The sequence below is a fragment of the Thalassospira marina genome (genome assembly GCF_002844375.1).
Classification (GTDB): domain Bacteria; phylum Pseudomonadota; class Alphaproteobacteria; order Rhodospirillales; family Thalassospiraceae; genus Thalassospira; species Thalassospira marina.
Genome location: NZ_CP024199.1, coordinates 4,483,035 through 4,509,051, shown reverse-complemented (window position 1 = coordinate 4,509,051; position 26,017 = coordinate 4,483,035). Strand labels below are relative to the sequence as shown.

8 protein-coding genes are annotated in these 26,017 nt (G+C 54.6%); 4 read left to right on the top strand and 4 right to left on the bottom strand.

Annotated elements, in window-relative coordinates:
- Positions 1–12: 12 nt before the first annotated feature.
- Both CSC3H3_RS20465 and CSC3H3_RS20460 read right to left on the bottom strand, forming a co-directional pair.
- The gene (locus CSC3H3_RS20465) at positions 13–1,539 is read right to left on the bottom strand and encodes a TolC family protein (protein ID WP_165791856.1); all 1,527 of its coding nucleotides are present in this window, start codon (positions 1,537–1,539) and stop codon (positions 13–15) included.
- A 244-nt stretch (positions 1,540–1,783) separates the two neighbouring features.
- Positions 1,784–20,875, bottom strand: coding sequence for a cadherin-like domain-containing protein (locus CSC3H3_RS20460; RefSeq protein WP_101286019.1), 19,092 nt, complete (start codon positions 20,873–20,875; stop codon positions 1,784–1,786).
- Positions 20,876–22,034: 1,159 nt separating this feature from the next.
- On the opposite strand from CSC3H3_RS20460, the gene CSC3H3_RS20450 reads away from it, so the two are divergent.
- Both CSC3H3_RS20450 and CSC3H3_RS20445 read left to right on the top strand, forming a co-directional pair.
- Positions 22,035–22,370 (top strand): cupredoxin domain-containing protein, encoded by a 336-nt coding sequence (locus tag CSC3H3_RS20450; protein ID WP_101265589.1) that lies wholly within the window; start codon positions 22,035–22,037, stop codon positions 22,368–22,370.
- Positions 22,371–22,556: 186 nt separating this feature from the next.
- Positions 22,557–23,396, top strand: a complete 840-nt coding sequence (locus CSC3H3_RS20445) for an FTR1 family iron permease (RefSeq protein WP_101286349.1) — start codon at positions 22,557–22,559, stop codon at positions 23,394–23,396.
- Between the two features lie 142 nt (positions 23,397–23,538).
- On the opposite strand, the gene CSC3H3_RS20440 is transcribed toward CSC3H3_RS20445, so the two are convergent.
- Positions 23,539–24,528 carry a class I SAM-dependent DNA methyltransferase gene (locus CSC3H3_RS20440; protein WP_101286018.1) on the bottom strand — a complete coding sequence of 330 codons (990 nt, stop codon included), beginning with the start codon at positions 24,526–24,528 and terminating at the stop codon, positions 23,539–23,541.
- A 256-nt stretch (positions 24,529–24,784) separates the two neighbouring features.
- On the bottom strand, positions 24,785–24,922 hold the full coding sequence (locus CSC3H3_RS24735; RefSeq protein WP_157831969.1) for a hypothetical protein: 138 nt from the start codon (positions 24,920–24,922) through the stop codon (positions 24,785–24,787).
- Positions 24,923–25,009: 87 nt separating this feature from the next.
- Here CSC3H3_RS24735 and CSC3H3_RS20435 point away from each other — a divergent pair, with 87 nt between their 5' ends.
- On the top strand, positions 25,010–25,435 hold the full coding sequence (locus CSC3H3_RS20435; RefSeq protein ID WP_101286017.1) for a YeeE/YedE family protein: 426 nt from the start codon (positions 25,010–25,012) through the stop codon (positions 25,433–25,435).
- A gap of 1 nt (position 25,436) precedes the next feature.
- Entirely contained in the window at positions 25,437–25,859 is a 423-nt protein-coding gene (locus CSC3H3_RS20430; RefSeq protein ID WP_101265584.1) for a DUF6691 family protein, read from the top strand.
- Positions 25,860–26,017 lie beyond the last annotated feature (158 nt).

The window sequence follows — 26,017 nt, the reverse complement described above, 5'->3', positions numbered from 1 at the left end:
ACATTTCAAATGCTATTTTTCTTCAACAAAGTCGGGAATGGTCCCGATCGTATCGACCGCGGGCAAATCACCCACTTCCCATTTATCCAGGGCTTCCTTGATTTTGGCGGCAAGTTCTTCTTCCGGTGCATTCAGCGATGCGGTCACATCAGGCACCAAACCCAGGCTGAACAGGAAACGGCCATAGGAATCCTGCGCATCGGAATAGGCCAGCACCCTTGCCACAGCCGACCGCAAGGCACGAATTTCGCTGCGGATGCGTTCCATGCCGGTCGCGGCATCGGTGGCAACCGATTCATCGGTCAGCTTGGAAATTTCCTTGTCGATGTCATCAATGCGTTTGGCCTGATCAAGGCGGGCATTGGCATCGGCATATTCCTGCCAGGACACATGGACAGATGTAATAACCGCCATATTGGCTGCCATACGGCGCGCCACCGTCATATTGCGGCGGGCATCGTTGGTTTCGTTTACATCCCCCACACGCAACAGGTTAAACAGGTTCCACGAAACGCGCGCACCGGCCTCATACCATGAACGATCGGCAAGGAAGTGGTTGGTATCGGCATTAAGCGATGTGAACCCCTCAAGCGACGGGAACAGGCGGGCAATGGCCTTGCGCGATTCATTCTGGGCAATGCGCAGATTATAAATTTCGTCGGTATAATCGGCCGAATGCACCAGCGCATAAAGTTCCAGCTTTTCAAAATCGGGTTCACGTCGCGGCAGCGGCGGGAAATCGCTGGAAACTTTCAGCTTGAATTCGCTTTTTGTCGGCGCGTTGATCAACGATGCCAGATCAATGCGGGCCGCCCCGATTGATTGCTGCATGGTTTCAAGCTGCTGGATAATTTCGATCAGCGCACGCTTGTCTTCCAGAACAGCCAATGGCGGGCGCAGGCCCTCGTTCCGGGCGGTTTCCAAATCCTTCATCGCCCGGTCTGCACGTGCCAGCAGGTCATCAACATCGGGTGCGACACGTTCCAGCAACACCACACGCCAGAAGGCGGTGCGCACTTCCTGAATCAGCCGCGCCATCGATTTGGTGCGGGCATGCAGGGCAATCACCGCGCGGTCGGCTTCCTGTTTGGCCTGCAAATAGCTGATGCCAAAATCAAGAACGTTAAAGCTGAAACGAAGGTTACCGTCCCAGTGCTGCGGATCATCGGAATAGGAATAGGAAGATGATTCAACATCGGTGCGATAATCGCGGCTGTTGGTCGCGTTTTTGCCCGTTCGCGCGCTATAACCGCCATCCGCCTTGAAAAGCGGCATCATATCAAGCTTTGCCAGGTCAAAGTTCTTGGTGGCAAGTGCCGATTCCATGATCTTGACGCGGTTCGCCAGGTTGTATTTCAGCGCGCGTGCGATTGCTTCGGATAATGTCAGCGACCCGTTAATTGGCGGGACCGATGCCTGAATCATTTCCATGTCATGTTTGGCTGCTGCTGCAATGTCCGCATCACTGATCGGTTCCATTTTCACAGCACACCCACTCAAAAACAGGATGGCCGCCATAACCGGCAGGCTCTTGTTCATGAGTTTCTCGCCCAGAGATCTTTTTATCTTATGCATTTCCGTAACCATTTGCTTCTTTTCCCCCCTTAAAAGAAGCACGTCCCACAACACGTCTTCCGGCTGCCAGGGCAACCGGCCACACCTGTGTTGTGAACTCCCCCTTCTAAAGGTCGCGCCTTAGGCGGCCCGCTTTGTTCCACTCCAGTCCTGCCGAAAGCCGCGATGACGGCTTCCGGCATAAATCCGATTTTGGCTGTCCTGTTCCTTACCCCTTGAACAGGGCTGCAAAATCCGCCAGCAAGGCCTCGCGTTCGGCCAAAATGGCGTGGCGACCGTAATTCATCGCCTGGGCATCCACAGCAATACGGCTCAACATCCGTTCTTTTGCTGCCATGCCGGCCAATACGTCGCTATCTGTCATCGGTGCTTCGGCACGGTCGTTTCCGTCCGCGGCCGGCGCTTTCACGCTGTTGGCACCATTGGTGTTGTTGCCATTACCCTGATCGCCATTATCACCGTTGGCATCATTGCCATCTGGCGATTGCTGGCCATCCTGGTTGCCCTGTTCACCATCCCCATTTGCGTTGTCTGCCCCCGGTTCGGCCGGGGCGGCAACATTGCGGTCGGTAAACAGGATGGTGAAGGTCGTGGTTGCCTCGTTCCCCCGGGTGTCACGGCCCGTCACACGGATATCAACACTCTTGACCCCGGCCAGGCGTGCCGCGTCACCATCAACCACAAACACCATGTTCTGGGCGTTGAAATTGACAAAGGCGGGCAACGGCGAGCCATCAGGCTGCGATGCATCAATATCCAGCGTTTCCGTTGGGTCGGTATGCTGGAACGCGGTTGCCGGCAGCGGGAAAAGCTGGATACCGGTTGCCGTTGCAACGCGGTCCTGCAATTCCAGTGTCAGGCGTACCGGATTGATCAGCGGCGAATGGAAATCCACACCCGAACCAAAGGTATTCACAACCTTGGTATAGGGGTCATTGCCCGGTCCGGGCGTACCACCGGGGCCAGGATCCGGCGAACCTGGCGTTTCGCCCGGTCCCGGTGTTGGCGTCGGGGGTGTTGGCGGCGATGGCGGTTTGGATGCGTTCGGTCCCTCGATCGTGATGGTAACCGTTGCAACATCCGTATCGATGCCGTCCGACAGCGTATAGGTAAAGGTTTCCGTCAGGGTCTGACCAACCGGCAGGTTACGCACCGTGCTGTTGGCCGTGTTCAGCACATAGCTATATGTCCCGTTCGCATTGACCGTGATGGTGCCGTACGTTCCGGCAACCGGCGTACCGATATTACCGGTCGCCCCTTTGATCCCCACTACCGACAGGGTCTGGCTGACATTTTCGGTATTTTTATCAACGCCATCGCCATCATTATCGGAAATGACGTTGCCGCTTGCGGTTTCATTATTGCCGACCTTGACCGAATTGCTGTTATCGGTCGCTTCTGGCGGCAGGTTGGTCCCTACAATCTTGATATGGACGGTGGCCGTATCGGTCTGGCCGTCATTATCGGTAATCTGATAGGTAAAGCTTTCCGTCAGGTCGGCATCACCCGGCAATTGCTGGATCACGGCCTGATTGGTCGTATCAAGCTGATAGCTGTACGTACCATCGGAATTGATCGTGATCGTGCCGTAGGTGCCGGTAATGGTTTTACCCACATTCCCCGTCGCCCCATTCACCTTGGTCAGGGTGAAATCAGCTTCATGGGTCGGATCAGCCGTATGTTCGGGGTCATTGTCATTGGTTTTGACATTGCCCGTTCCCGTGGTGCTGGTTTTCGATACCGTCACCGTATCATCCGTTGCCGTTGGCGGATAACGGAAGGTAATGGTGCCCGTCAGCGCAACCGAATTCAGGCTGGTCGGCCCACCGGCATCATTGGTGCCATCAATCGTCCCGGCATCGGCATTGTTATCGCCATCATTCAGAACAATCGAATAGGCACGGGTGGTATCGGTTTTACCCGCTGTCGGGTCGGCATCAACGCTGCCATACCGAATGGCTTCGATAATCGACTTTACCTGTGCCGATGTCGCATCATTGGCAAGCGAAATCACCAGCGCCGAACCATTGCCGCCGCTAACACCCGTCATGCCAGCCAACAGACCACCATTCACAGTCAGGCGGTCACCAGACTGATAACCATCGGTAAAGGTTACGGTAATGGTACCGCCACCATAGCTGCTGACATCACCGTCCTTGGTAATGTCGATATCGGAAACCGCCACACCGCTGGCAAGGGCTGCCGTGCTGGTCGTGCCCGTTCCGTCATCCTTGATCACCATGGCCGGTGATTCACTCGTCCCGCTCAGGACGGGTGCGTCGTTTACCGCAATGACGCTGACATTCATGGTGCCAGTGGTTGATTCCGCAGCAACATTATTGCTCGCAGCATGGCCCTTGTCCCAGACGCTATAGGTAAAGCTGGTCTGGGCTTCCGGCCCGTTCAGGTTGGCGTCCGCACGGTAAATCAGCTTGCCTGCCGAAATATCCGCTGCCGAAATTTCCTGGCCCACGGCAACTTCGGTATAAACCGGGTTGCCACCACTGGTGCCAGTCTGCAGCAACAGCTTACCCTTGGCACTGTCAGGCAGGGTCTTGATCGTGATCTTGTTCAGATCCGTATCAACCGTGCTTTCCCCGCCCTGCTGGCTGTAATTGAAGTCCGATACCTTAAAGGCGTAATCCGTATCTTCCGTCGCGGTTACTGCAGGCGATCCGCTAATGACAGGCGGGTCGTTCTTTTCAACAACCGTGATCTTCGAGACCAGATCAACCGACAGCGCATTCGGACCACCGGCATCACCGCCAGCCTGAACGTTACCGTCATCGGTCGAGACCTTGCCATCGCTCAGCGTTGTCGTGATCGTGCGTTCACCACCGGTAAAGGTATCCGAAGTGGTGCTGTAACGGATCGCATCAAGGATCGCATTGACTTCGGCAATCGTCGTGTTTGCATCCAGCGTGATCACAAGGTTGGTGCCATTGGCCCCACCCGTCTGCGTCACACCGGCTGGCAGCGCCGAGCTGTCAATCGTCAGCTGTTCGCTGGCATCCGCACCGGTAATCGCAACCGTGATCGTGCCTTCACCATAAACCGTGCCCGACAGTGCGCCGGTCGTTGAAAGGTCGATATCACCGATATTCGCGCCGGTAATGATCGCCGTTGCCGGGACACCCTTATTGGCATCCGTGCTTTCATTCACGCTGGTGACAACACCAACCGTGTTGTTGAAGGTCGGCGCATCGTTCAGCGGCGTGATATTCACCGTCACCGTTTTCGGGGTGGTATCAAAACCATCACGGCTATCCTGCACCGAGAAGGTAAAGGTCGCAGCCGCATCACCGTTTACGTTGGCCGCCGGGCTGTAAACCAGCTTGCCCGATGTGATATCGGCAACCGACACCACCGTACCCGCCGTAATCGCAACACCATTCAGCTTCAGCGTGCCACTGGCTGGCAGGGTATCAATCCGCACCGCTTTAAGCGTATCGCTTTCACCGCCAGGCTGGCTGTAATTGAAGTCCGTTACCTTCAGGGCATAGTCGGTATCTTCCGGGGTCGTCACCGTCTGATCCGCACCCAGTGGCGGGTCGTTCTTTTCAACAACCGTGATCTTGGAGACCAGATCAACCGACAGCGCATTCGGACCACCGGCATCCCCGCCAGCCTGAACGTTGCCGTCATCGGTCGAGACCTTGCCATCGCTCAGCGTTGTCGTGATCGTGCGTTCACCACCGGTAAAGGTATCCGACGTGGTGCTGTAACGGATGGCATCAAGGATCGCATTGACTTCGGCAATCGTCGTGTTTGCATCCAGCGTGATCACAAGGTTGGTGCCATTGGCCCCACCCGTCTGCGTCACACCGGCTGGCAGCGCCGAGCTGTCAATCGTCAGCTGTTCGCTGGCATCCGCACCGGTAATCGCAACCGTGATCGTGCCTTCACCATAAACCGTGCCCGACAGTGCGCCGGTCGTTGAAAGGTCGATATCACCGATATTCGCACCGGTAATGATCGCCGTTGCCGGGACACCCTTATTGGCATCCGTGCTTTCATTCACGCTGGTGACAACACCAACCGTGTTGTTGAAGGTCGGTGCATCGTTCAGCGGGGTGATATTCACCGTCACCGTTTTCGGGGTGGTATCAAAACCATCACGGCTATCCTGCACCGAGAAGGTAAAGGTCGCAGCCGCATCACCGTTTACGTTGGCCGCCGGGCTGTAAACCAGCTTGCCCGATGTGATATCGGCAACCGACACCACCGTACCCGCCGTAATCGCAACACCATTCAGCTTCAGCATGCCACTGGCTGGCAGGGTATCAATCCGCACCGCCTTGAGCGTATCGCTTTCACCGCCAGGCTGGCTGTAATTGAAGTCCGTTACCTTCAGGGCATAGTCGGTATCTTCCGGCGTCGTCACCGTCTGATCCGCACCCAATGGCGGGTCGTTCTTCTCAACAACCGTGATCTTGGAGACCAGATCAACCGACAGCGCATTCGGGCCACCGGCATCCCCGCCAGCCTGAACGTTGCCGTCATCGGTCGAGGCCTTGCCATCGCTCAGCGTTGTCGTGATCGTGCGTTCACCACCGGTAAAGGTATCAGAAGTGGTGCTGTAACGGATCGCATCAAGGATCGCATTCACTTCGGCAATCGTCGTGTTTGCATCCAGCGTGATCACAAGGTTGGTGCCATTGGCCCCACCCGTCTGCGTCACACCGGCTGGCAGCGCCGAGCTGTCAATCGTCAGCTGTTCGCTGGCATCCGCACCGGTAATCGCAACCGTGATCGTGCCTTCACCATAAACCGTGCCCGACAGTGCACCGGTCGTTGAAAGGTCGATATCACCGATATTCGCACCGGTAATGATCGCCGTTGCCGGGACACCCTTATTGGCATCCGTGCTTTCATTCACGCTGGTAACAACACCAACCGTGTTGTTGAAGGTCGGCGCATCGTTCAGCGGGGTGATATTGACTGTCACCGTTTTCGGGGTGGTATCAAAACCATCACGGCTATCCTGCACCGAGAAGGTAAAGGTCGCAGCCGCATCACCGTTCACGTTGGCCGCCGGGCTGTAAACCAGCTTGCCCGATGTGATATCGGCAACCGACACCACCGTACCCGCGCTAATCGCAACACCATTCAGCTTCAGCGTGCCACTGGCCGGCAGGGTATCAATCCGCACCGCCTTGAGCGTATCGCTTTCACCGCCAGGCTGGCTGTAATTGAAGTCCGTTACCTTAAGGGCATAGTCGGTATCTTCCGGCGTCGTCACCGTCTGATCCGCACCCAATGGCGGGTCGTTCTTCTCAACAACCGTGATCTTGGAGACCAGATCAACCGACAGCGCATTCGGACCACCGGCATCCCCGCCAGCCTGAACGTTACCGTCATCGGTCGAGACCTTGCCATCGCTCAGCGTTGTCGTGATCGTGCGTTCACCACCGGTAAAGGTATCCGACGTGGTGCTGTAACGGATGGCATCAAGGATCGCATTGACTTCGGCAATCGTCGTGTTTGCATCCAGCGTGATCACAAGGTTGGTGCCATTGGCCCCACCCGTCTGCGTCACACCGGCTGGCAGCGCCGAGCTGTCAATCGTCAGCTGTTCGCTGGCATCCGCACCGGTAATCGCAACCGTGATCGTGCCTTCACCATAAACCGTGCCCGACAGTGCACCGGTCGTTGAAAGGTCGATATCACCGATATTCGCACCGGTAATGATCGCCGTTGCCGGGACACCCTTATTGGCATCCGTGCTTTCATTCACGCTGGTAACAACACCAACCGTGTTGTTGAAGGTCGGCGCATCGTTCAGCGGGGTGATATTGACTGTCACCGTTTTCGGGGTGGTATCAAAACCATCACGGCTATCCTGCACCGAGAAGGTAAAGGTCGCAGCCGCATCACCGTTCACGTTGGCCGCCGGGCTGTAAACCAGCTTGCCCGATGTGATATCGGCAACCGACACCACCGTACCCGCGCTAATCGCAACACCATTCAGCTTCAGCGTGCCACTGGCCGGCAGGGTATCAATCCGCACCGCCTTGAGCGTATCGCTTTCACCGCCAGGCTGGCTGTAATTGAAGTCCGTTACCTTAAGGGCATAGTCGGTATCTTCCGGCGTCGTCACCGTCTGATCCGCACCCAATGGCGGGTCGTTCTTCTCAACAACCGTGATCTTGGAGACCAGATCAACCGACAGCGCATTCGGACCACCGGCATCCCCGCCAGCCTGAACGTTACCGTCATCGGTCGAGACCTTGCCATCGCTCAGCGTTGTCGTGATCGTGCGTTCACCACCGGTAAAGGTATCCGAAGTGGTGCTGTAACGGATCGCATCAAGGATCGCATTCACCTCGGCAATCGTCGTGTTTGCATCCAGCGTGATCACAAGGTTGGTGCCATTGGCCCCACCCGTCTGCGTCACACCGGCTGGCAGCGCCGAGCTGTCAATCGTCAGCTGTTCGCTGGCATCCGCACCGGTAATCGCAACCGTGATCGTGCCTTCACCATAAACCGTGCCCGACAGTGCACCGGTCGTTGAAAGGTCGATATCACCGATATTCGCACCGGTAATGATCGCCGTTGCCGGGACACCCTTATTGGCATCCGTGCTTTCATTCACGCTGGTAACAACACCAACCGTGTTGTTGAAGGTCGGTGCATCGTTTTGCGGCGTGACATTGACTGTCAGATCGCTTGATGACGTTGCATCAAGCCCGCGGGAATCCTGGACCGTAAAGTTGATTTCCGCCCGGGCATCGCCGTTTTCATTGGCGACCGGTTCGTAAACCAGTTTGCCGGCATTGATTTCGGCGAAGGTTACAAATTTCGGTGCCGTGATGGCATTGCCATCGAGCTTGAACGTACCCGTGCCGGTAATGCTGTTGATGGTGACACCACCCAGCGTATCGTTTTCACCACCCGGCTGGGTGTAATTGAAGTCAGATACCTTGATGACATAGGTCGTATCTTCATTCGTCGTAACGGTATTATCAGACGATGCGGGCGGGTCGTTCTGTTCGACAACTGTGATCTTGGAAATCAGATCAACCGACAGGGCATCCGGGCCACCGGCATTACCGCCAGCCTGAACGTTACCGTCATCGGTCGAGACCTTGCCATCGCTCAGCGTCGTCGTGATCGTGCGTTCGCCGCCGGTAAAGGTATCCGAAGTGGTGCTATAACGGATCGCATTGAGAATTTCATTGACCTGGGCGATCGTGGTGTCGTTATCGAGTGTGATCACCAGATTGGCGCCATTAACGCCCCCTGTAACGACAACACCCGACGGCAACGCACTGCCCGTGAGCACTGAGGTATCAATCGTCAGCTGTTCGCTGGCATCGGCACTGGTAATGGCAACCGTAATCTTGCCTTCACCATAAACCGTGCCCGACAGTGCACCGGTCGTTGAAAGGTCGATATCACCGATATTCGCACCGGTAATGATCGCCGTTGCCGGGACACCCTTATTGGCATCCGTGCTTTCATTCACGCTGGTAACAACACCAACCGTGTTGTTGAAGGTCGGTGCATCGTTTTGCGGCGTGACATTGACTGTCAGATCGCTTGATGACGTTGCATCAAGCCCGCGGGAATCCTGGACCGTAAAGTTGATTTCCGCCCGGGCATCGCCGTTTTCATTGGCGACCGGTTCGTAAACCAGTTTGCCGGCATTGATTTCGGCGAAGGTTACAAATTTCGGTGCCGTGATGGCATTGCCATCGAGCTTGAACGTACCCGTGCCGGTGATGCTGTTGATGGTGACACCACCCAGCGTATCGTTTTCACCACCCGGCTGGGTGTAATTGAAGTCAGATACCTTGATGACATAGGTCGTATCTTCATTCGTCGTAACGGTATTGTCCGACGATGCAGGCGGGTCGTTCTGTTCGACGATGGTGATTTTCGACACCAGATCAACCGACAGCGCATCCGGACCACCGGCATTACCACCGCTTTGCACGTTGCCATCATCGCTGGTGGCATGCCCATCGCTTAAGGTTGTGGTAATTACGCGTTCGCCCGATGCCGTATCCGAAGTGCTGGCATATTTGATGGCATTCAGGATCGCATTGACTTCGCTTACCGTGGTATCGGCATCCAGGGTAATAACCAGTGCAGCGCCATTATTGCCACCCGTTACGGTAACGCCGCTTGGCCGGTCGCCACTGGCCAGTGTCAGTTGATCTGCGCTGGTGGCACCGGTCACAGCAACGGTGATTTTACCCGCACCGTAAACCGTGCTGGAAAGCGCACCGGTTGTCGAAAGGTCGATATCGCCAATATTGGCACCGGTAATGATCGCAACCGGGCTGGTGCCGGTATTGGCAGCGGTGCTTTCATTGACGCTGGTAACAACGCCAACCGTATCATTGAAGGTCGGTGCGTCGTTTTGCGGGGTGATATCAACGGTAATGGTATTGGGCGAGGTATCAAACCCGTCGCGGCTATCCTGGACCGAGAAGGTAAAGGTCGCAGCCGCATCGCCGTTCACATTTTCAGCCGGGCTGTAAACCAGATTGCCCGATGTGATATCGGCTATCGAAACCACCGTACCCGCCGTAATCGCAACACCGTTCAGCTTCAGCGTGCCACTACCCGGCAGGGTATCAATGCGGACAGCCTTGAAGGTATCGGTTTCATCACCGGGCTGGGTGTAATTGAAATCCGAAACTTTCAGCGCATAATCGGTGTCTTCAAGGGTAACAACCGTCTGATCCCCACCTGCTGGCGGGTCGTTGACTTCGGTAATGGTAACTGTGGCGTTCAGCGTTGCTTCAAGGCTGGTCGGGCCACCGGCTGTATTGCCGTTTGTCTGTTCGTTATTGCCATCATTGATGGTGAATTTAACGGTACGTGCCCCGTCAAGAACGTCCGATTCCGTATGATAGCGCAGGCTTTCCATCAGGCTTTGGACTTCGGCAGCCGTGGTATCGGCATCCAGGCTGAAGACCAGTTTGTTATCACCAACCGTGCTGGAAAGCGAAATGGGATTGCCCTGGGAATCAACCACCGTCACACCAGCAGGCAGGCTGCCCGAAAGCGTCAGATATTCCTTGGTGGCAGTCGTTGCACCGACAATTTCAACCGTCAGCGTGCCTTTACCAAAAACACTCAGGCCATCGGTTGTGGAAAGGTCGATATCGCTAAGCGAAACACCCGAAACAATCTGAACCGGGTCAGTACCCGTTGCACTGGTAGCACTTTCGGTTGCACTTGCCGTTTTATTGGTCGCATCAAGAACCGGGGCATCGTTTTGCTGATCAACATTGATCTGCATGGTGCCATCAGCAGATTCCCGAATGGTGGTATCGCTGGCATGCCCTTTGTCCCAGACGCTATAGGTAAAGCTGTTATCCGCCTGCGACTGGTTCAGGTTGAGATCGGAACGATAGATCAGCTTACCATCGGCAATATCCTGTGCCGAAATGGTCTGATTGGCTGTAACCGCACTATAGACCGGGTCGCCATTACCATCTGTTCCCGTCTGCAACAACAGATCGCCCTTTGCCCCGTCGGGCAAAGATTTGACAGTGATCTGACCCAGTTCGGTATCAAGCGCGCTTTCACCACCGGTTTGGGTGAAGTTGAAATCACTGACCTGGAAGACATAATCGATATCTTCCTTGGCCGTAATGGACGGAGAACCGGAAATGCTGGGCGGGTCGTTCTGTTCGGTAACGGTTACCGTAGCAGCAATCGACGCGCTCAGGCGTGATGCACCGGCATCACCGCCACTTTGAATGTTGCCATCCTGGCTGCTGCCCTGCGCGTCATACAGATTAACCGTAATATTGCGCGTGCCGGTCACGATATCGCCGGTGGACTGATATTTGATGGCCTCAACAATGGCCTTCACTTCGGCCAGGGTCGCCGTATCGGTCAGATTGATCGTAAGGGCGCTACCGCCTGTACCACCCGTAACACTGTCAATACCGGCAAGCGATCCACTAACGGAAAGAACTTCACCTGCCTGAGCACCCGTCAGCGAAACAACGATCTGGCCTTTACCAAAGGTATTGGCATCAAGCCCGCCCGTTGTTGCAAGGTCAACATCGCCGATGGTGACGTTATCAAGAATGGTGGTTTCCGGCGTACCCTGCCCCACCACATTGCTTTCCGTGACATTGTGCGACGTGGTGCCGGCACTGATTGTTGGTGCATCGTTGGTGGGGTTGACTGTGATCGTGATAGTACGGGTCGTAACCAGTTCCGCAGACGAACCATCCGCATAAGCATAATCACCGGGATTGGCCGCCGCATCATTGGTGTCGCCAGTCAGGCTATCCGGACGCAAGCCGGTGTTACCAAGGTCGTTGACCGCAACCGTCAGGGTAATATCGCCGTTGAAATTGGAATTGCTGCCCGCATCACCGGTTTCAGTCGGGACCTTGACGACAATGGTTTTCAGAATGGCATTAAGTTCGGCTTCGTTAAAACCGGAAAGCGTCACGCTCGTACCGCCCAGCCCGGTAATCCCGGCGCCATCGGCCGTCTGGTTGTTCAGGCCCGTAATGGTGCTGCCCGCCGAAACCGTCAGCGTTACCGACATGTCCTGACCAAGATCATCAACGTCATCGATGGTCAGATTGGCATTGCTGCCATTAACGTTAATAACGCCATTGCTTTCATCAACGCTGAAATTATTGCCCGTGACCTTGGCTGGGGTGTTATAGGCCGTCAGGAACACATCGCGGGTGACAGCCGCCACGTTATACTGGAAATTCGATGCCGAAACATCGGTCGTATAGGGATCAATCGGTGTGGCATCAATATTTGGTGCCGAGTCATAAGGCGTCTGGTCCGGGTTGGGGCCGCCATTGGCCATGTCTGATGATTCAAGCGCGTTATTATCCGAGCCTTCCGGTGAAGCGGGCATACGGTCATCAACGATAACCTGGACCTTATAGGTCTGGTTCTGTTCACCAAAATCACCAAAATTAACCTGAAGCCCCTTCAGGTAATTATTGATATCGGCTTCCGAACCGGAAATGCGCAGGGCAGCACCATCCCCGTTATAGGTACCATCCACCGTAACGGCACCACTGCTGTCCGTGCTGCTGATGACGATATTGTTTGAACCGGTGGTGTAGGAGGCCGCCGAAACCGGATTGCCATTCGGATCAAGAATACGAACCGTAACCACAAAGGCATCATCACCCGCACCGCCATCAAGGTCGATGTCATCAATGATGAAACCATTGCTGCTATCGCCAAAGGTGTAGGTGTTGTTATTCACAACATCAATGCGACCCGTTGTGCCATTGGTAATGGTCGGCGCATCGTTGACGGACTTAACGGTAATATTAACCGTGGTCGTTGCCGTTTCAGCCGGACCACCGGAATTGCCAAGGTCGTTAACCGTAATGTTCAGGACATCGGCACCAACATAATCCTGGTTCCCGGCATAGGTCAGCTGATCCATGATCGCGTTGATCTCGGTCACAGAACCGGTCAGCGTAACGGTGCCGCTGTCATTGCCCGAAATCGTCACATCGCCCGGTGCCGAAAATTCAAGACGGCCATTGCTGACCGACAGGGTTACCTTAACGTCTTTGCCAAAGGCATCGGTATCGTCAATGCGAATACCGGAAATGGTTTTGGTCGTATCTTCGTATGTAACGCGGGCATCACCGGGATTGGGAACATCAATCGTCGGCGGGGTATTGGTGCGTGATGCGCGCAACAGCACCGATGTTTTGGCGATATTATTGGCATCATTGATCGTCGAACCATCCTGGTTGATGGTCGCATTTTCCGAACCATTGGCACCGGCAGTCAAATTACCGCTGCTATCACGTAAGCGGTCATCAACGCTGACTTCAACCGTGTAGGTCGTGTCATGGTCGCCATCGGGCAGAACAACATTCATACTATTAAGGGCGGCCTGCACGTCGGCAAGTGAACCCTGGAAGGTAATTGAACCGCTGCTGGCAACATCGGACGTTACGGTAATGCCTGTGAGGGTCCCCAGCGCCAGATCACCTGATGAGCTTAGATCAACCGCATTGCCGTCCTTGTCCTTAAGAACAACCGTTACGGAAACGAAATCAGTTTCACCCGGGCTGTCAACCACAACAAGGTCAGGGTCGCTCAGGGTGAATTTGCCATCCATATCAAAGGTGTTGGTGCCATACACATCATAGTCGGCACCCGCACGGGTGATTTTGGGCACATCGTTGGCATAGCCCGACGCAGGCACGATAATGTCAAACTGCGAGGCAGCCTTGGTGCCATCAACCGTCCAGGTGTGGTCGTTGACACTGTCAGAAACGATATACTGGAAATTATCGGACCGGACTTCCGAACCATCATGGATATAGGTCAGACGGCCGGCATCAATGTCGGCCTGGGTAAAGACCGAGCCAACCCCCAAACGCTTGCCATCAAGATAAAGAACACCTGACGTCACATTTTGCGTAATGCGATACTGCAAGGTTTCCGGGGCGTTATCGGGATCAACCGAAACAAGATAGCTATCCGAAATTGTGCCGGTGCCACCTTCGGAAACTTCCAGCACTTCGTTAACCGTGGTCCGGCCATTTTCCGTTGTTGCGCTGTCTGCTGCCGCATTCTGATCGGAAATCGGCGCATCGTTAAGCGGGGCAATGGTGAAATTGACCGTCGCATTATTGGAGGTATTGATGGTCGCTGGGTCCGTTGCCGTCTGGCGCAAACCATCGCTGCTATGCAGGTCATCGCGCACCCGGAACTGGAAGCTGTCCGTAAAGTTTTCCGTACCATCATGGATGTAGCGCAGGCCGGTCGTGTTTTTATCGCCGGTCAACAGGCTGGCAGACAGCCAGTCACCAGCCTGAACATCAACCCAGTTTCCACCTGCATCCTTATATTGCAGCGTGCCGGTATCGGGCAGGTCAACAATCTGGAAATACAGATCATCAATAACCGCTTCGCCGTACGGTTCGTCTGCTTCGGCCTGGTTATCGACATCACCGATCTTCATGGTGCCCGTCGTGATGGTAACCGTCGCGCCTTCGCCAATGGTCGGAACAGAGCCGCCATCTGCTGTGGGGGCATCATTGACCGGAATGGCGGTAATGGTGAAGGTGCCCTGGGCGCGGTCATCGGCCAGCTGGCCCGTCCCGATCGAGATCGAGAAATTGAAGCTGCCATGATGGGTTTCGCCCCCGTCATGGGTAAATTTCAAAAGCCCGTTATTGATATCGGCCTGGGTGAAGGAATCATAAATCCCCAGTGCCTTGCCATTCAGATACAGGGTGCCGTTTTGCGGCAGCGTGGTCAGACGGTAAACCGTGCCTTCGGTCGGAATGGTATATTCCGACGTTCCCTGTGTCGCCTTTAGCGTATAGGACAAATTCTGGCTGGTAATGGTAACGGTATCATTGTCCGTACCGCCAAACTGACCATCACCTTCATACACTTCAATGCCGGTATTGACCGAGCTTTGGTCAATGACAACCGGGTCACCGGTTGGGGCTGCATCCGGGTCATAGCTGCCCTGGATTTGCAGATTGAAGGTATTGGTGGCAATGGTGCCATCGGCACTGTTAACCACACCGCCAGCCTGACCGGCATTGTTAAATACGCGGCTGTGCGAATCCCTGACCTCGAAATTGAAGCTGTCAGAGGTATAGGACGTGCCTGCCGTTGAATTGTCGGAATCAGTAACGGCCTTGGTCTGAACATAGGTCAGGCGCCCGGCATCGATATCGGCCTGGGTAAAGGTGCTGTTCACCGTCAGCAAATTGCCATTCAGGCGCAATTCACCATAGGTCGGCAGCGACGTCAGACGATAGACGATTTCGGTGCCATTGCTGGTGTCATCGACATCGGAAACATGCAGGAAATTGCGGGTAATAACCGTCGAAACACCAGCCTGAACCGTTGTGGGTTTGTTGGTATCAAGAACCGAGTGGTCATCATTGGCAATCACATCGATCTGGATGGTTTTTGCCGTGGTCAATTCATGGCCAGCGCCCGGTTCACCGCCCGCATCGGTAACGGTCAGCTTGAATTCGGGTTTGGTGGTGCCGTCCGGTTCGGTGCCATTATGGGCAAATTTCAGGGTTTTGAATTCCGCCATGGTAAGCGTGGCCGTTGTGCCGGTGATGGCTTCACCGCTATCAACCTGGCCATTGCCATTGGCATCAAGGAACAGGGTGCCCAGACCATAGGTATCGATATCGGAAATCACGATCCCCAGATTGCCGCTATCGCTGGTATCAACATCACCAATGGTAATCTGGCCGCCAATATCGGCTGCCGATGTTTTGGTGCCGGGATTGTTATATACATCCTCGGTGCCCTGGCCTTCATAGACGCTGGGCGTGCCATCAATGGTCGGTGCATGATTGACCGACGCCACGATATTCCAGCTAACCTGCTTTTCTGCCGATACATTGCCGGTTGCCGGGTCTGCTGCGGTTTGCTTGGCACCGTCCACCGTGCTGAGGTCATCACGGACGATAAATTTGAAATTATCCGCCGACAGGGCGATGCCGCTGTCATTAACGTAACGCAGCTTGGTTGTGGCGCTATCCCCTGTCAGCAACCCGGCCGACAGCCAGTCATTTGCGCCAACATCCACCCAGCTTGATGTTCCATCATCGTAATATTGCAGCTTACCGCCATCGGGCAGATCGGTCACCTTGAAGAACAGATCATCGCTGGAGGCTTCGGGGTTGCTGCCCGGTTCGCCAGTTTCATTGGCAACGTCCACATCGGACATGCCCAGGGCGCCGGTGGTAATGCCAACCGTCGCCCCCTGCGTAACATCGGCCAGGGTGCCGCCAGTTGCTGTTGGTGCGTCATTGGTTGCGGTCGCCCGCAGCGCAAATGTGCCCGCAACCGCCTCGGACGTCCCGACCGAGATGGTGAAACCAAAGCTGCCCTGATGGATTTCGCCACCGTCATGAACAAAAACCACCCGGCCATTATCGATATCGTCCTGGGTGAAGGAATCATACAGGCTGTCAATGGCCTTGCCATCGACATACAGGGTGCCATTGGTTGGCAGGCTGCTGATACGGTAAACCGTGGCATCGGCAGGAACAGTATATTCCGACCCGCCCTGGGTGTATTTCAATTCATAATTCAGTTCGGACGATGAAATGGTGTGGGTATCGCTGCCACCCGAAACACCATCACCTTCAACAACGTCGATGCCGTTATTGGTTGAATCAACAATCGTAACCGGGTCGCTGGATGTTGCCGTGCCACCGTCACCTGCGAAATCGCCCTGGATTTCGATATTGAAGGTATTTGTCGCAATTTCATGGTTGTTGTTGGGGTCAACCACGCCACCATCGGCACCATCATTATTAAAGGCACGCTGCTGGGAATCGTAAACCTTGAAATCAAAGCTATCAGCGGTAAAGGCGGTTCCACTGGCTTTGGCATCCGGGTCATCAACGGCACCATTCTGCACATAAACCAGCTTGCCAGCGGCCACATCAGCCTGACTGAACCGGTCACCCAGTGTCAGACGCACCCCGTTCAGGCGCAATTCACCATGATCGGGCAGATCGGTCACTTCATAAACAAGCTGGGTGCCATTGCTGGTGTCATCGACGTCAGAAACGCTAAGATAGGATGTATCAATGACAAAAGACTGACCTGCATCAATCTGGGCGGTGTTATTGGTATCAAGCGATGAATAATCATCGTTTGCCAAAATATCTATCACGATATTTTTGCTGGTCGAAAGTGCCTCGCCAACCCCAAAACCGCCACCGCTGTCGGTTACGGTCAGGGTAAAGGACGGGTCCGTCGCATCCGAGGGTTCCGCCCCGTCATGAATGAATTTCAGGGTTTTAAGCTGCGCAATCGTCAGATTGGCCGTGTCGCCGGTAATTTGCGTATCACCCGCGCCAAAATAACCATCGCCATCTACATCCAGAAACAGCGTGCCAACACCGTGGGTATCGACATTGGTGATCGAAACCGTCAGGCGCGTATCATCATCATAGCTGTCAAAATCGGCAATGGTGATCTGTCCGCCAATATCGGCGGCCTGGGTCTTGGTGGAATTATCGTTATAAAGGTTTTCGCTGCCCTGGCCTTCATAGGCTTTCGGGTTGCCGTTAATGGTCGGCGCGTGGTTATCAACCGATGTGATCGTCAGGTTAACGGTGCCATTGCCCGAAACATGGTTGGCATCCGGGTCGGCCACACTGCTGCGGACATTGTCGGTGTCGTTGTCACTATTATCCTTGAAATCATCGCGCACGCGATATTCAAAACTGTCGCTGGCAACGGCATCCACGGTTTGCAAATAACGAATTCCGGTGGTGTTTTCATCGCCGGTCAGAAGCTTGGCCGAAATCCAGTCACCCGCCTGAATATCAATCCAGGTTCCATTGCTAAGATATTGCAGGGTGCCATTTTGCGGCAATGTCGTGATCTGGATATACAGATCATCTGCCTGGGCTTCATCATTGGCATCCGACGGTTCACCGGGTTCGTTGGAAGTATCGGCATCCGCCATGCCCAGCGATGACGTGGTCAGCCCAACCGCACTGCCTTCTGCAACAGTTGCGGTGCCGCCCGAAACGGTCGGCGCATCATTTGTCGCGGTTGCGCGCAGCGAAAAAGTCGTCTTGACGACTTCATTCACACCAACCGACAGCGAGAACCCGAAGCTGCTTTGATGGTCTTCGCTGCCATCATGCACAAAGGTTACATTATTGGCGTCGATATCTGCCTGGGTAAAGGAATCGAACACATGCAGTTCAACACCGTTCAGATACAGCTTGCCATTGGTCGGAAGGTCCGTCAGACGGTAAATCGTGTCGCTGGAGGCAATGTCATAGGTATTGCCACCGCTGGTCGCCTGTAAAATGTAATTCAGCATCGAAGACGTGATGGTGCCGGTATCCGCACCCCCAACAATGCCGTCTTCCTCGGTTACCTGCAGGCCGCTATTGACCGGGGTTCCCTTGATGGTCACCGATCCATCAGGGGTTTCACCGCCGTCACCGGTCCAATCGCCATTAATGCGCAGCTCGAAGCTGTTGGTTTTGATGTTGCCCGTCGTCGGGTCGACCACGCCACCTTCGGCACCAGCCTGGTTATAGGACCGCAATTGTGAATCGCGAACTTCAAAGCTGAAGCCATCCGCGACATAGTTTTCACCCGATACACGGTCGGCTGCAGTAACCTTTGCCGTCTGGAAATAGGTCACCCGGCCGTTATCAAGGTCGTCCTGGCTGAAACGGTCACCCACGCTCAGGATCACGCCATTCAGGCGCAATTCGCCATAGGTCGGCAGTGACGTAATCTTGTAAACCAGCTGCTTGCCGCCACTGGTATCGTCAATATCGGTAACTTTCAGGTTTGCCGAAGACAATACAGTAACAACACCAGCATCCACGGTTTGGGGGCTGTTGGTATCAATTTCGGGGTTATCATCATTGCCGATCACGCCAATGGTGATGGTTTTGGAAACACTGGCCTTTGCCGCATCACCCGCACCACCGCCGCCATCGGTTACGGTGATTTTAAAACTGGGGCTGTTGCCATCGGGCTCCGTGCCATTATGGGCAAATTTCAGCTTGCCAATATCCGCACCCGAAATCGTAACCGAACCGGTAATAATCTGGTCGATGCCGGAATTGAAAATGCCATCGCCATCCGTATCGATAAACAGGGTGCCATGCCCCTGATTATCAACTTCGGAAATGGTGATGGTCATATTTGCCAGATCATCGGCGCTGTCAGCATCACCACCGGAAATGTTCAAAAGCGATCCGATCTCGGCCGCCTGCGTCACCGTGCCGGGTGAATTATAAACATCCTCGGTTCCCTCGCCTTCATGAACCGTCGGGCTGCCATCCACGGTGGGGGCCTGGTTGACCGGGGCGATATTGATGGCAACGTCAAACGGGCCGACATTGCCGCTACCGCCACCGTCATTCACGGTAACCTTGAAGCCGTCAACGTCGTTGCTGCCAACGATAATGTCGGTTCCGTCATGCTTATAGGTCAGCTTGCCACTGATCACATCCTGCAGCGAGAAGGTACTGCCCACCAGCAGGTTGTTGCCATTAAGTTTAAGCACACCTTCGGTCGGCAGTGCCGTAACCTGGAAAACTTCCTGGCTTGCCGTCTGGGTGATGCCAAGTTCCGGGTCGGTCAGATTGAAAATATCGGTCCCGATGGTAACCGAGCCACCTTCATCAACCGAAACCGGTGACGGGCTCATATCCGGGGCATCGTTCACCGGTGACAGATTGACCGTGATGGTATCGGTAACATCACCCGTGGTGCCGTCATTCACCGTCAGATGAACATTTACAGTACCGTTATAGTTTTCCGACGGGGTCAGAACCATGTTGTTCAGGGCAGCATTGATCGCATCCTGCTTGCCCACAAGCGTAATGGTATTGCCGTTATCGCCCGTGACGCTATCAAGACCGGCCGTCCCGTTTAACGCAATCGAACCCGTCGGATTTGACGAACCGTCAACAACCGTAATCGTCACAGTCAGCGTTTCGCCAACATTGCTGGCATCATGGTCGATATCACCAACAGAAATACCGCCAAGGGTGACGGCGGTATCTTCAACACCGTTTTGCGAAACACCCATGCCCGAAATGGTGGGCTGGTGTCCCGTAACCGGGTCAACCGGGTCGGCCAGCAATTGCGAAATGGAATGCAGGGCAGATGAATCAGCGGGCAGGGTGGCCGTAATCTGGCCGGTGGCATATTCCAGGTCCCAGTCGCCGCCAAGATCGGTATTGCCCGTTACGTCATCGGATGCCGCAATATCGGCACCGGTCAGGCTTGAAAATGTATCAACAAACTGTTTGCCGGTTTCGTCTTTGGCAATGTTACACCCATAAAGCAAAATATCGGCACCTGCCGATAAATGACTGCTCCAGGATGAAATTTCGCTGCCGACCTCGCTGGCAAGTGCGGCACTGTCAATATGGTCGGAGCCCAGCTCGAAGCTGCCATCGCCCCCGTGCGAGATAATATGCAGACCGGAAACATCGGTGCCCGATGCCAGGGCATCGGCGATGGCCTTGGCACCGGACTGGTCACTATCAACAATCAGGACATCGGCTTTGCCTTCCAGGCTGGCGGCAAATTCCTCGGCACCTTCAACGCGGCTGTCGATCACAACAAGCACGCGGCCGGTGGCTGTTTCGGGGTTCAGATTGGCAACAACCGCATCAAATTGCGACGACACATCCGATGACGCATCGCTGGTCTTCTGGGCGTCGGCCTGATGTTTGGTTTCAGCCTGATCATGATGGGTGACTTCTGAAGCAACTGTCGCAACGGCGGCCGCATCAAGAAGAACGCGCGGTTCCAATGCCGAAAAATACAGCTTAGTCATGATTTCCTACCCCGAGACCCCGAAATATATACGCAAGTATATATTGACTGTGATATTAAGTTTACTGTCCGGGTACGGTTATTCGGGAAAGCCTATCCAGTAGCAAGGCAATTTTTGAGGCACTAAAAACAGAAATCAGTCAATATTTAAAGGTTAACAGAATCTTATTTTATACTTGCGTATTATTTTTACGACATAATCTAATATACAAATCAGCCAATATTGGCCGGATATCAGTACCTTCGGCTTATGCACTTTATCTATTCTCAAGGATAATGTGGCACATCGGGGAATATTGAGATCCCCTAATAACCGAAATCTGACATTTTCTGACCTGTAGATAAAGCACGTCAGATTTCGTTAAATATTCGCAGAATTTCATCTCAAAATAGACGAGTCAGTTTCCATTTGGAAATTTTATTACCCGGACTCAAACAGATTCCGTTTTAGTTGAGTATTTCTGCCAATACTCTAGTGCAATCTAAATAGCCGAAAACAAAACTTTCAAATCTTTGTTTTGGTCATTCAGACTCAACCAAATTTCGATTTTTGGTTGTGAATTCCTATATCAAAATTTACTTGAAACTTTATGCATATACCTGCTCTTCATGCCATAAAATACATAAACAACATCGCCCTGAAAATCGGGGTAAAACCTACCCTTGTCTATGATGTGCTATACCTTGCAACGGGCGAAAACCGGGCATTCCAGCAAGGCACGTGCAAATATTACGGGGTTTGTCACCGGCCCGTCTTTAACGCCCGATCACCCCATTAAATGCAGCCTGTGCCACCCGGGACAATCGCCCGGCAAGACATGCCGAAAATGGCGGACGATATCCGTTACGACCCCACCTGTAATTGCTGGCGATCCGGCCACCAGGCACGACCATTTCCCGGTCAATCGGCAGCAACCCTCACTTGTAAGAAAGGGCAGACCTCCCCCACCATCTGCCCCGCCATCTCACCCGCCATCCCGCAGGGACCGAACAAAACTGCATGGCGGCCCTGCCGATCACTTTTTTGTTCGCCACTTGACCCTGCCCCTTGATCAGGCGTATGAGAGTCACGCAATCGCAAGTCAGTTGCAATTGCGCCCTTCTTTCGGCTGTTCAGCCCGTCCTGCACCTAGTCCCTGCAAGTTTCATCAGGTTCTGCCATGACCAAATTCCTTGCCGTCTTTTCCGTTCTGCTGCTTGGCGGTGTTGTATCTGCCACGGCCCATGCCGAAACCCAGACCATCGACATGGTGATCAAGGATCACAAATTTTCGCCCGCAGAAATCACCATTCCGGCCAATACGCCAGTGATCCTGCAGGTTAAAAATGCCGATAGCGCAGTCGAGGAATTTGACAGCCATGACCTGCGCCGCGAAAAAATCATCGCGCCGGGCATGACGGCAAAAATCAAACTCGATGGCCTCGCTGCCGGTGATTACAGCTTTATGGGTGAATTTCATTCAAAAACGGCCCAGGGCAAAGTCCACGTCCAGTAATACTGCCTGGTAAAGGCTGCTATGGTGGCCTTTATCTTACTGTTTTACCCGTACTGCCCACCAATTTGCGGTCAAACGCAATACTTCCGGTTCCTACCCCCTGCCTTTTCTGGCACGCCCGTAAAACAAACCCACCTGCCTGCCGATATCTTCGTCATTTCCAATGCCACAACCGGGATTGATCCCATGACCGCAGCCCTGATCATTGTATTTCGTGAAGTTCTGGAAGCCGCGCTGATCGTCGGCATTGTACTGGCTGCCGTAAATGGTGTGCGCGGTGCCAAGGCATGGATTGCTGCCGGTATTGCCGGGGGTGTTGCCGGGGCCGCCATTGTCGCCTATTTCGCGGGCGCCATTGCCGGGGCACTGGCCGGATACGGGCAGGAAATTTTCAATGCCGCCATCCTGATGGTCGCCGTTTTGATGCTGGGCTGGCACAACGCCTGGATGTCGGTGCATGGCCGCGAAATGGCAATGGAAATGCGCGATGCCGGCAATGCCGTGCGCGATGGTCAAAAATCGCTTTCAGCACTGGCCATTGTGGTGGGTGTTGCCGTTCTGCGTGAAGGATCGGAAATCGTGCTGTTTCTATACGGGCTGGCAACCGCCGAAGGCGGCCTGTCCGATACCGTGATTGGCGGTGCAATCGGCCTTGGTGCCGGTGTCCTTGTGGGTGCGGGCATGTATCTGGGCCTGCTGCGCATTCCCACCCGTTACCTGTTTTCCGTTACCAGCCTCATGATCACGCTTTTGGCGGCAGGCATGGCCGCACAGGCAATGAACTTCCTGTCCGCTGCCGATATCGTCAATCTTGGCCCCGTCCTGTGGGACAGTTCATGGCTGCTCAGCCAGGACAGCCTGCTAGGCAAAGCCCTGCATACCCTGGTGGGATATATGGACCGGCCAACATTGCTGCAGATCGTGGTTTATATTGTCGCAGTACTGGCAATCACCCTTGCCAGCAAGGCCACCCGCCGCGCCGCAAACCGCCCGGCACGCCAAAGCCAGCCCAGCGCAGCCGAATAATTAGGGCTTGCCACATCATTCATGCAAAAAGGCGGGGCATCTGGTGCCACCGCCTTTTTCTTTATCTGCTCGTATCCGATTAATTCGGAACATTGATTATTGTATTACCGGTGTCAAACAGGCGGGAAATTGCCGCCCTTTATCAGTGCAGCAATACCGAAACCCCGATGCCCGCTTCGGCATCTGTTGCCAGCGATGGCGTACCGGCAAGGTCAACCAGGCCAGAAAGCACCGGTGCAGACCGCGCCACAACAATGCGCCCCATAACCGACACACCCTTTTCCTGGCGCAGCACACCCTGCTGGTTTGACACCACTTCCAGCCCGGCCTTTTTCAGCCAGTCAAAAATGATATCGGGATGATGGCGGAACCGCTGCCCCGGCCCCAAATCGAACGGGTAAATATCGCCTTCTTCCAGCGACATCACCAAAATGCCACCCGCCACCAGCCGGGAACGGATCATGGCCAGAACGCCTTCCAGATCACCCAGATAGTTCAAAACATCTGCTGCAATGACCATACCATACTGCGCCGTTGCCATATCGGGCATTGCAGTAATATCGGCTTCGCGCAGGTCACGATACATGCCCTTGGCCCGTGCGCGGTTCAACATGCGCGGTGACAGGTCGACACCATCAAGCACATCAACCTGCCCGGCAAAAACATCGGCGACAAGGCCGGTCCCACAGCCAAGGTCTAGCACCTCAAGCGGGCGCGGCAGATCGGCCAGCAGTGTGCGAACCGCTTCATACATCAGTTCCGGCGCACGATAGATCAGCTTATCGCGCAGGGACCGTTCAAACCGCGGGGCGTAATCATCAAACAGGGCGCGCACATATTCCGGCGGCAGGCGATCGCGCATTGCAACAGCCCCCAACAGCATCAAACGGACTTCCGCCCCCATGCGATCAGTTTCATCACGCATCAGATACTGGCGATAGGCTTCAACCGCCTGTTCACCCTGACCGGCCTTTTCGTGCATTTCGCCCAGCGCAAAATAGGCTTCATCCCATTCGGAATCCGCCTCGATCGCTGCTGTTGCTACTTCAATCGCCGCCTCAATATCACCGCGTGCTGCCATGGCCAGCGCAACATCAAGGCGCCGACTGGCTGAAAGCCGATCGTTACTCATGGGTGTAAAGTCCCGGAAAATCATCCCGCAGGATGCAATCAAAACCAGACGCTATATCTGCCTGTTTCCCGATTTTGGCAAGTCAGATTAAATCGTTGTTTTACAATGGATTAGCATAAACGCTTATCGCAATTTCCATCCACAGCCTTCATAAAGGGCGCATTCCCGCCACTTGTTGGCGCACACACCCATGCCAACATGAATGACAAACCAGCCATGTGAATTTGGTCGGGGTGGAAACGCAAATGCCCAACCATCATCCAATCAGCCAACACAGGCCACCTTCACGGGTGCCCTGCACCCTGAAAACACGCATCATTTGGGAAACGGGCGAGCGGTCAGGGTGGGCAAAACCCTGCGCATCGGCCAAAACCGTGATATCAAAAGGTGACATTTTTTCGGGTCTCCCACACAGGGCGACCTTGCATTAAATTATTTCATTATAATATACGTATTAAATAATTTTGATAAGGAACACGGAATGGAAAATTTCACGCCATTCACCTCCCTTGCCGGGGGGGCGCTTATCGGCCTTTCCGCCGGGTTATATATCGTCCTTAACGGTCGAATCGCCGGCATCAGCGGCGTAATTGGCGGGCTGATTAATGGTACGGCAAAACAAAAGGCCGAACGCCTTGCCTTCATTGCCGGTCTGGTCATTGGTCCGGTCATTCTTGCGCTGGTGTCGGGTTACCGCCCGCCCATTACGGTCGATGCCAATTTGCCGGTGCTTGTGCTGGCTGGTTTGCTGGTCGGTTATGGCACCAACCTGGGCAGCGGCTGCACCAGCGGGCACGGCATTTGCGGGCTGGCCCGGTTTTCCCCACGTTCGCTGGCCGCAACCCTTGCCTTTATGGGTACGGGTTTGCTGACCACCTTTGTCATGCGTCATCTGATCGGGTTTTAACATGCGTATTTTCGGTGCCCTGTTATGTGGCAGCCTGTTTGGGGCCGGACTGGCCCTATCGGGCATGATCAACCCGCAAAAGGTTCTGGGTTTTCTTGATATCGCCGCCATCATCAACAATGGCTGGGACCCCAGCCTGATTTTTGTCATGGCAGGCGGGCTGGTTGTGGCAATGCCGTTTTTCTTCTGGGCCAAATCCCATGACACGGCCCTGCTGGGTGGCTCCATAACCCTGCCAACAAAAAGAACAATTGACCGCCCGCTGATCATCGGCAGCCTGATCTTCGGGGGCGGCTGGGGCCTTGCCGGTTTGTGTCCGGGCCCGGCCATTTCGGCACTATCCTATATGCAGGCCAAACCGTTGTTATTTGTTGCCGCCATGCTGGCGGGCATGGCCCTGCAGCGGGTTTTTGCCCGGTCCTGAATTAACCGCACCCTGCCACAGGCAATGCAACATACCGGCCCGAAATAACCGCCGGGGGCGTCCCCGTCCCCGGCTATCAATTTTCGGGCCAATCGGGAACATGGCAGGTATTCCCGCTGGCGCATGGCATAAATCTTGTCTTTGGAATCCGTCTAGCC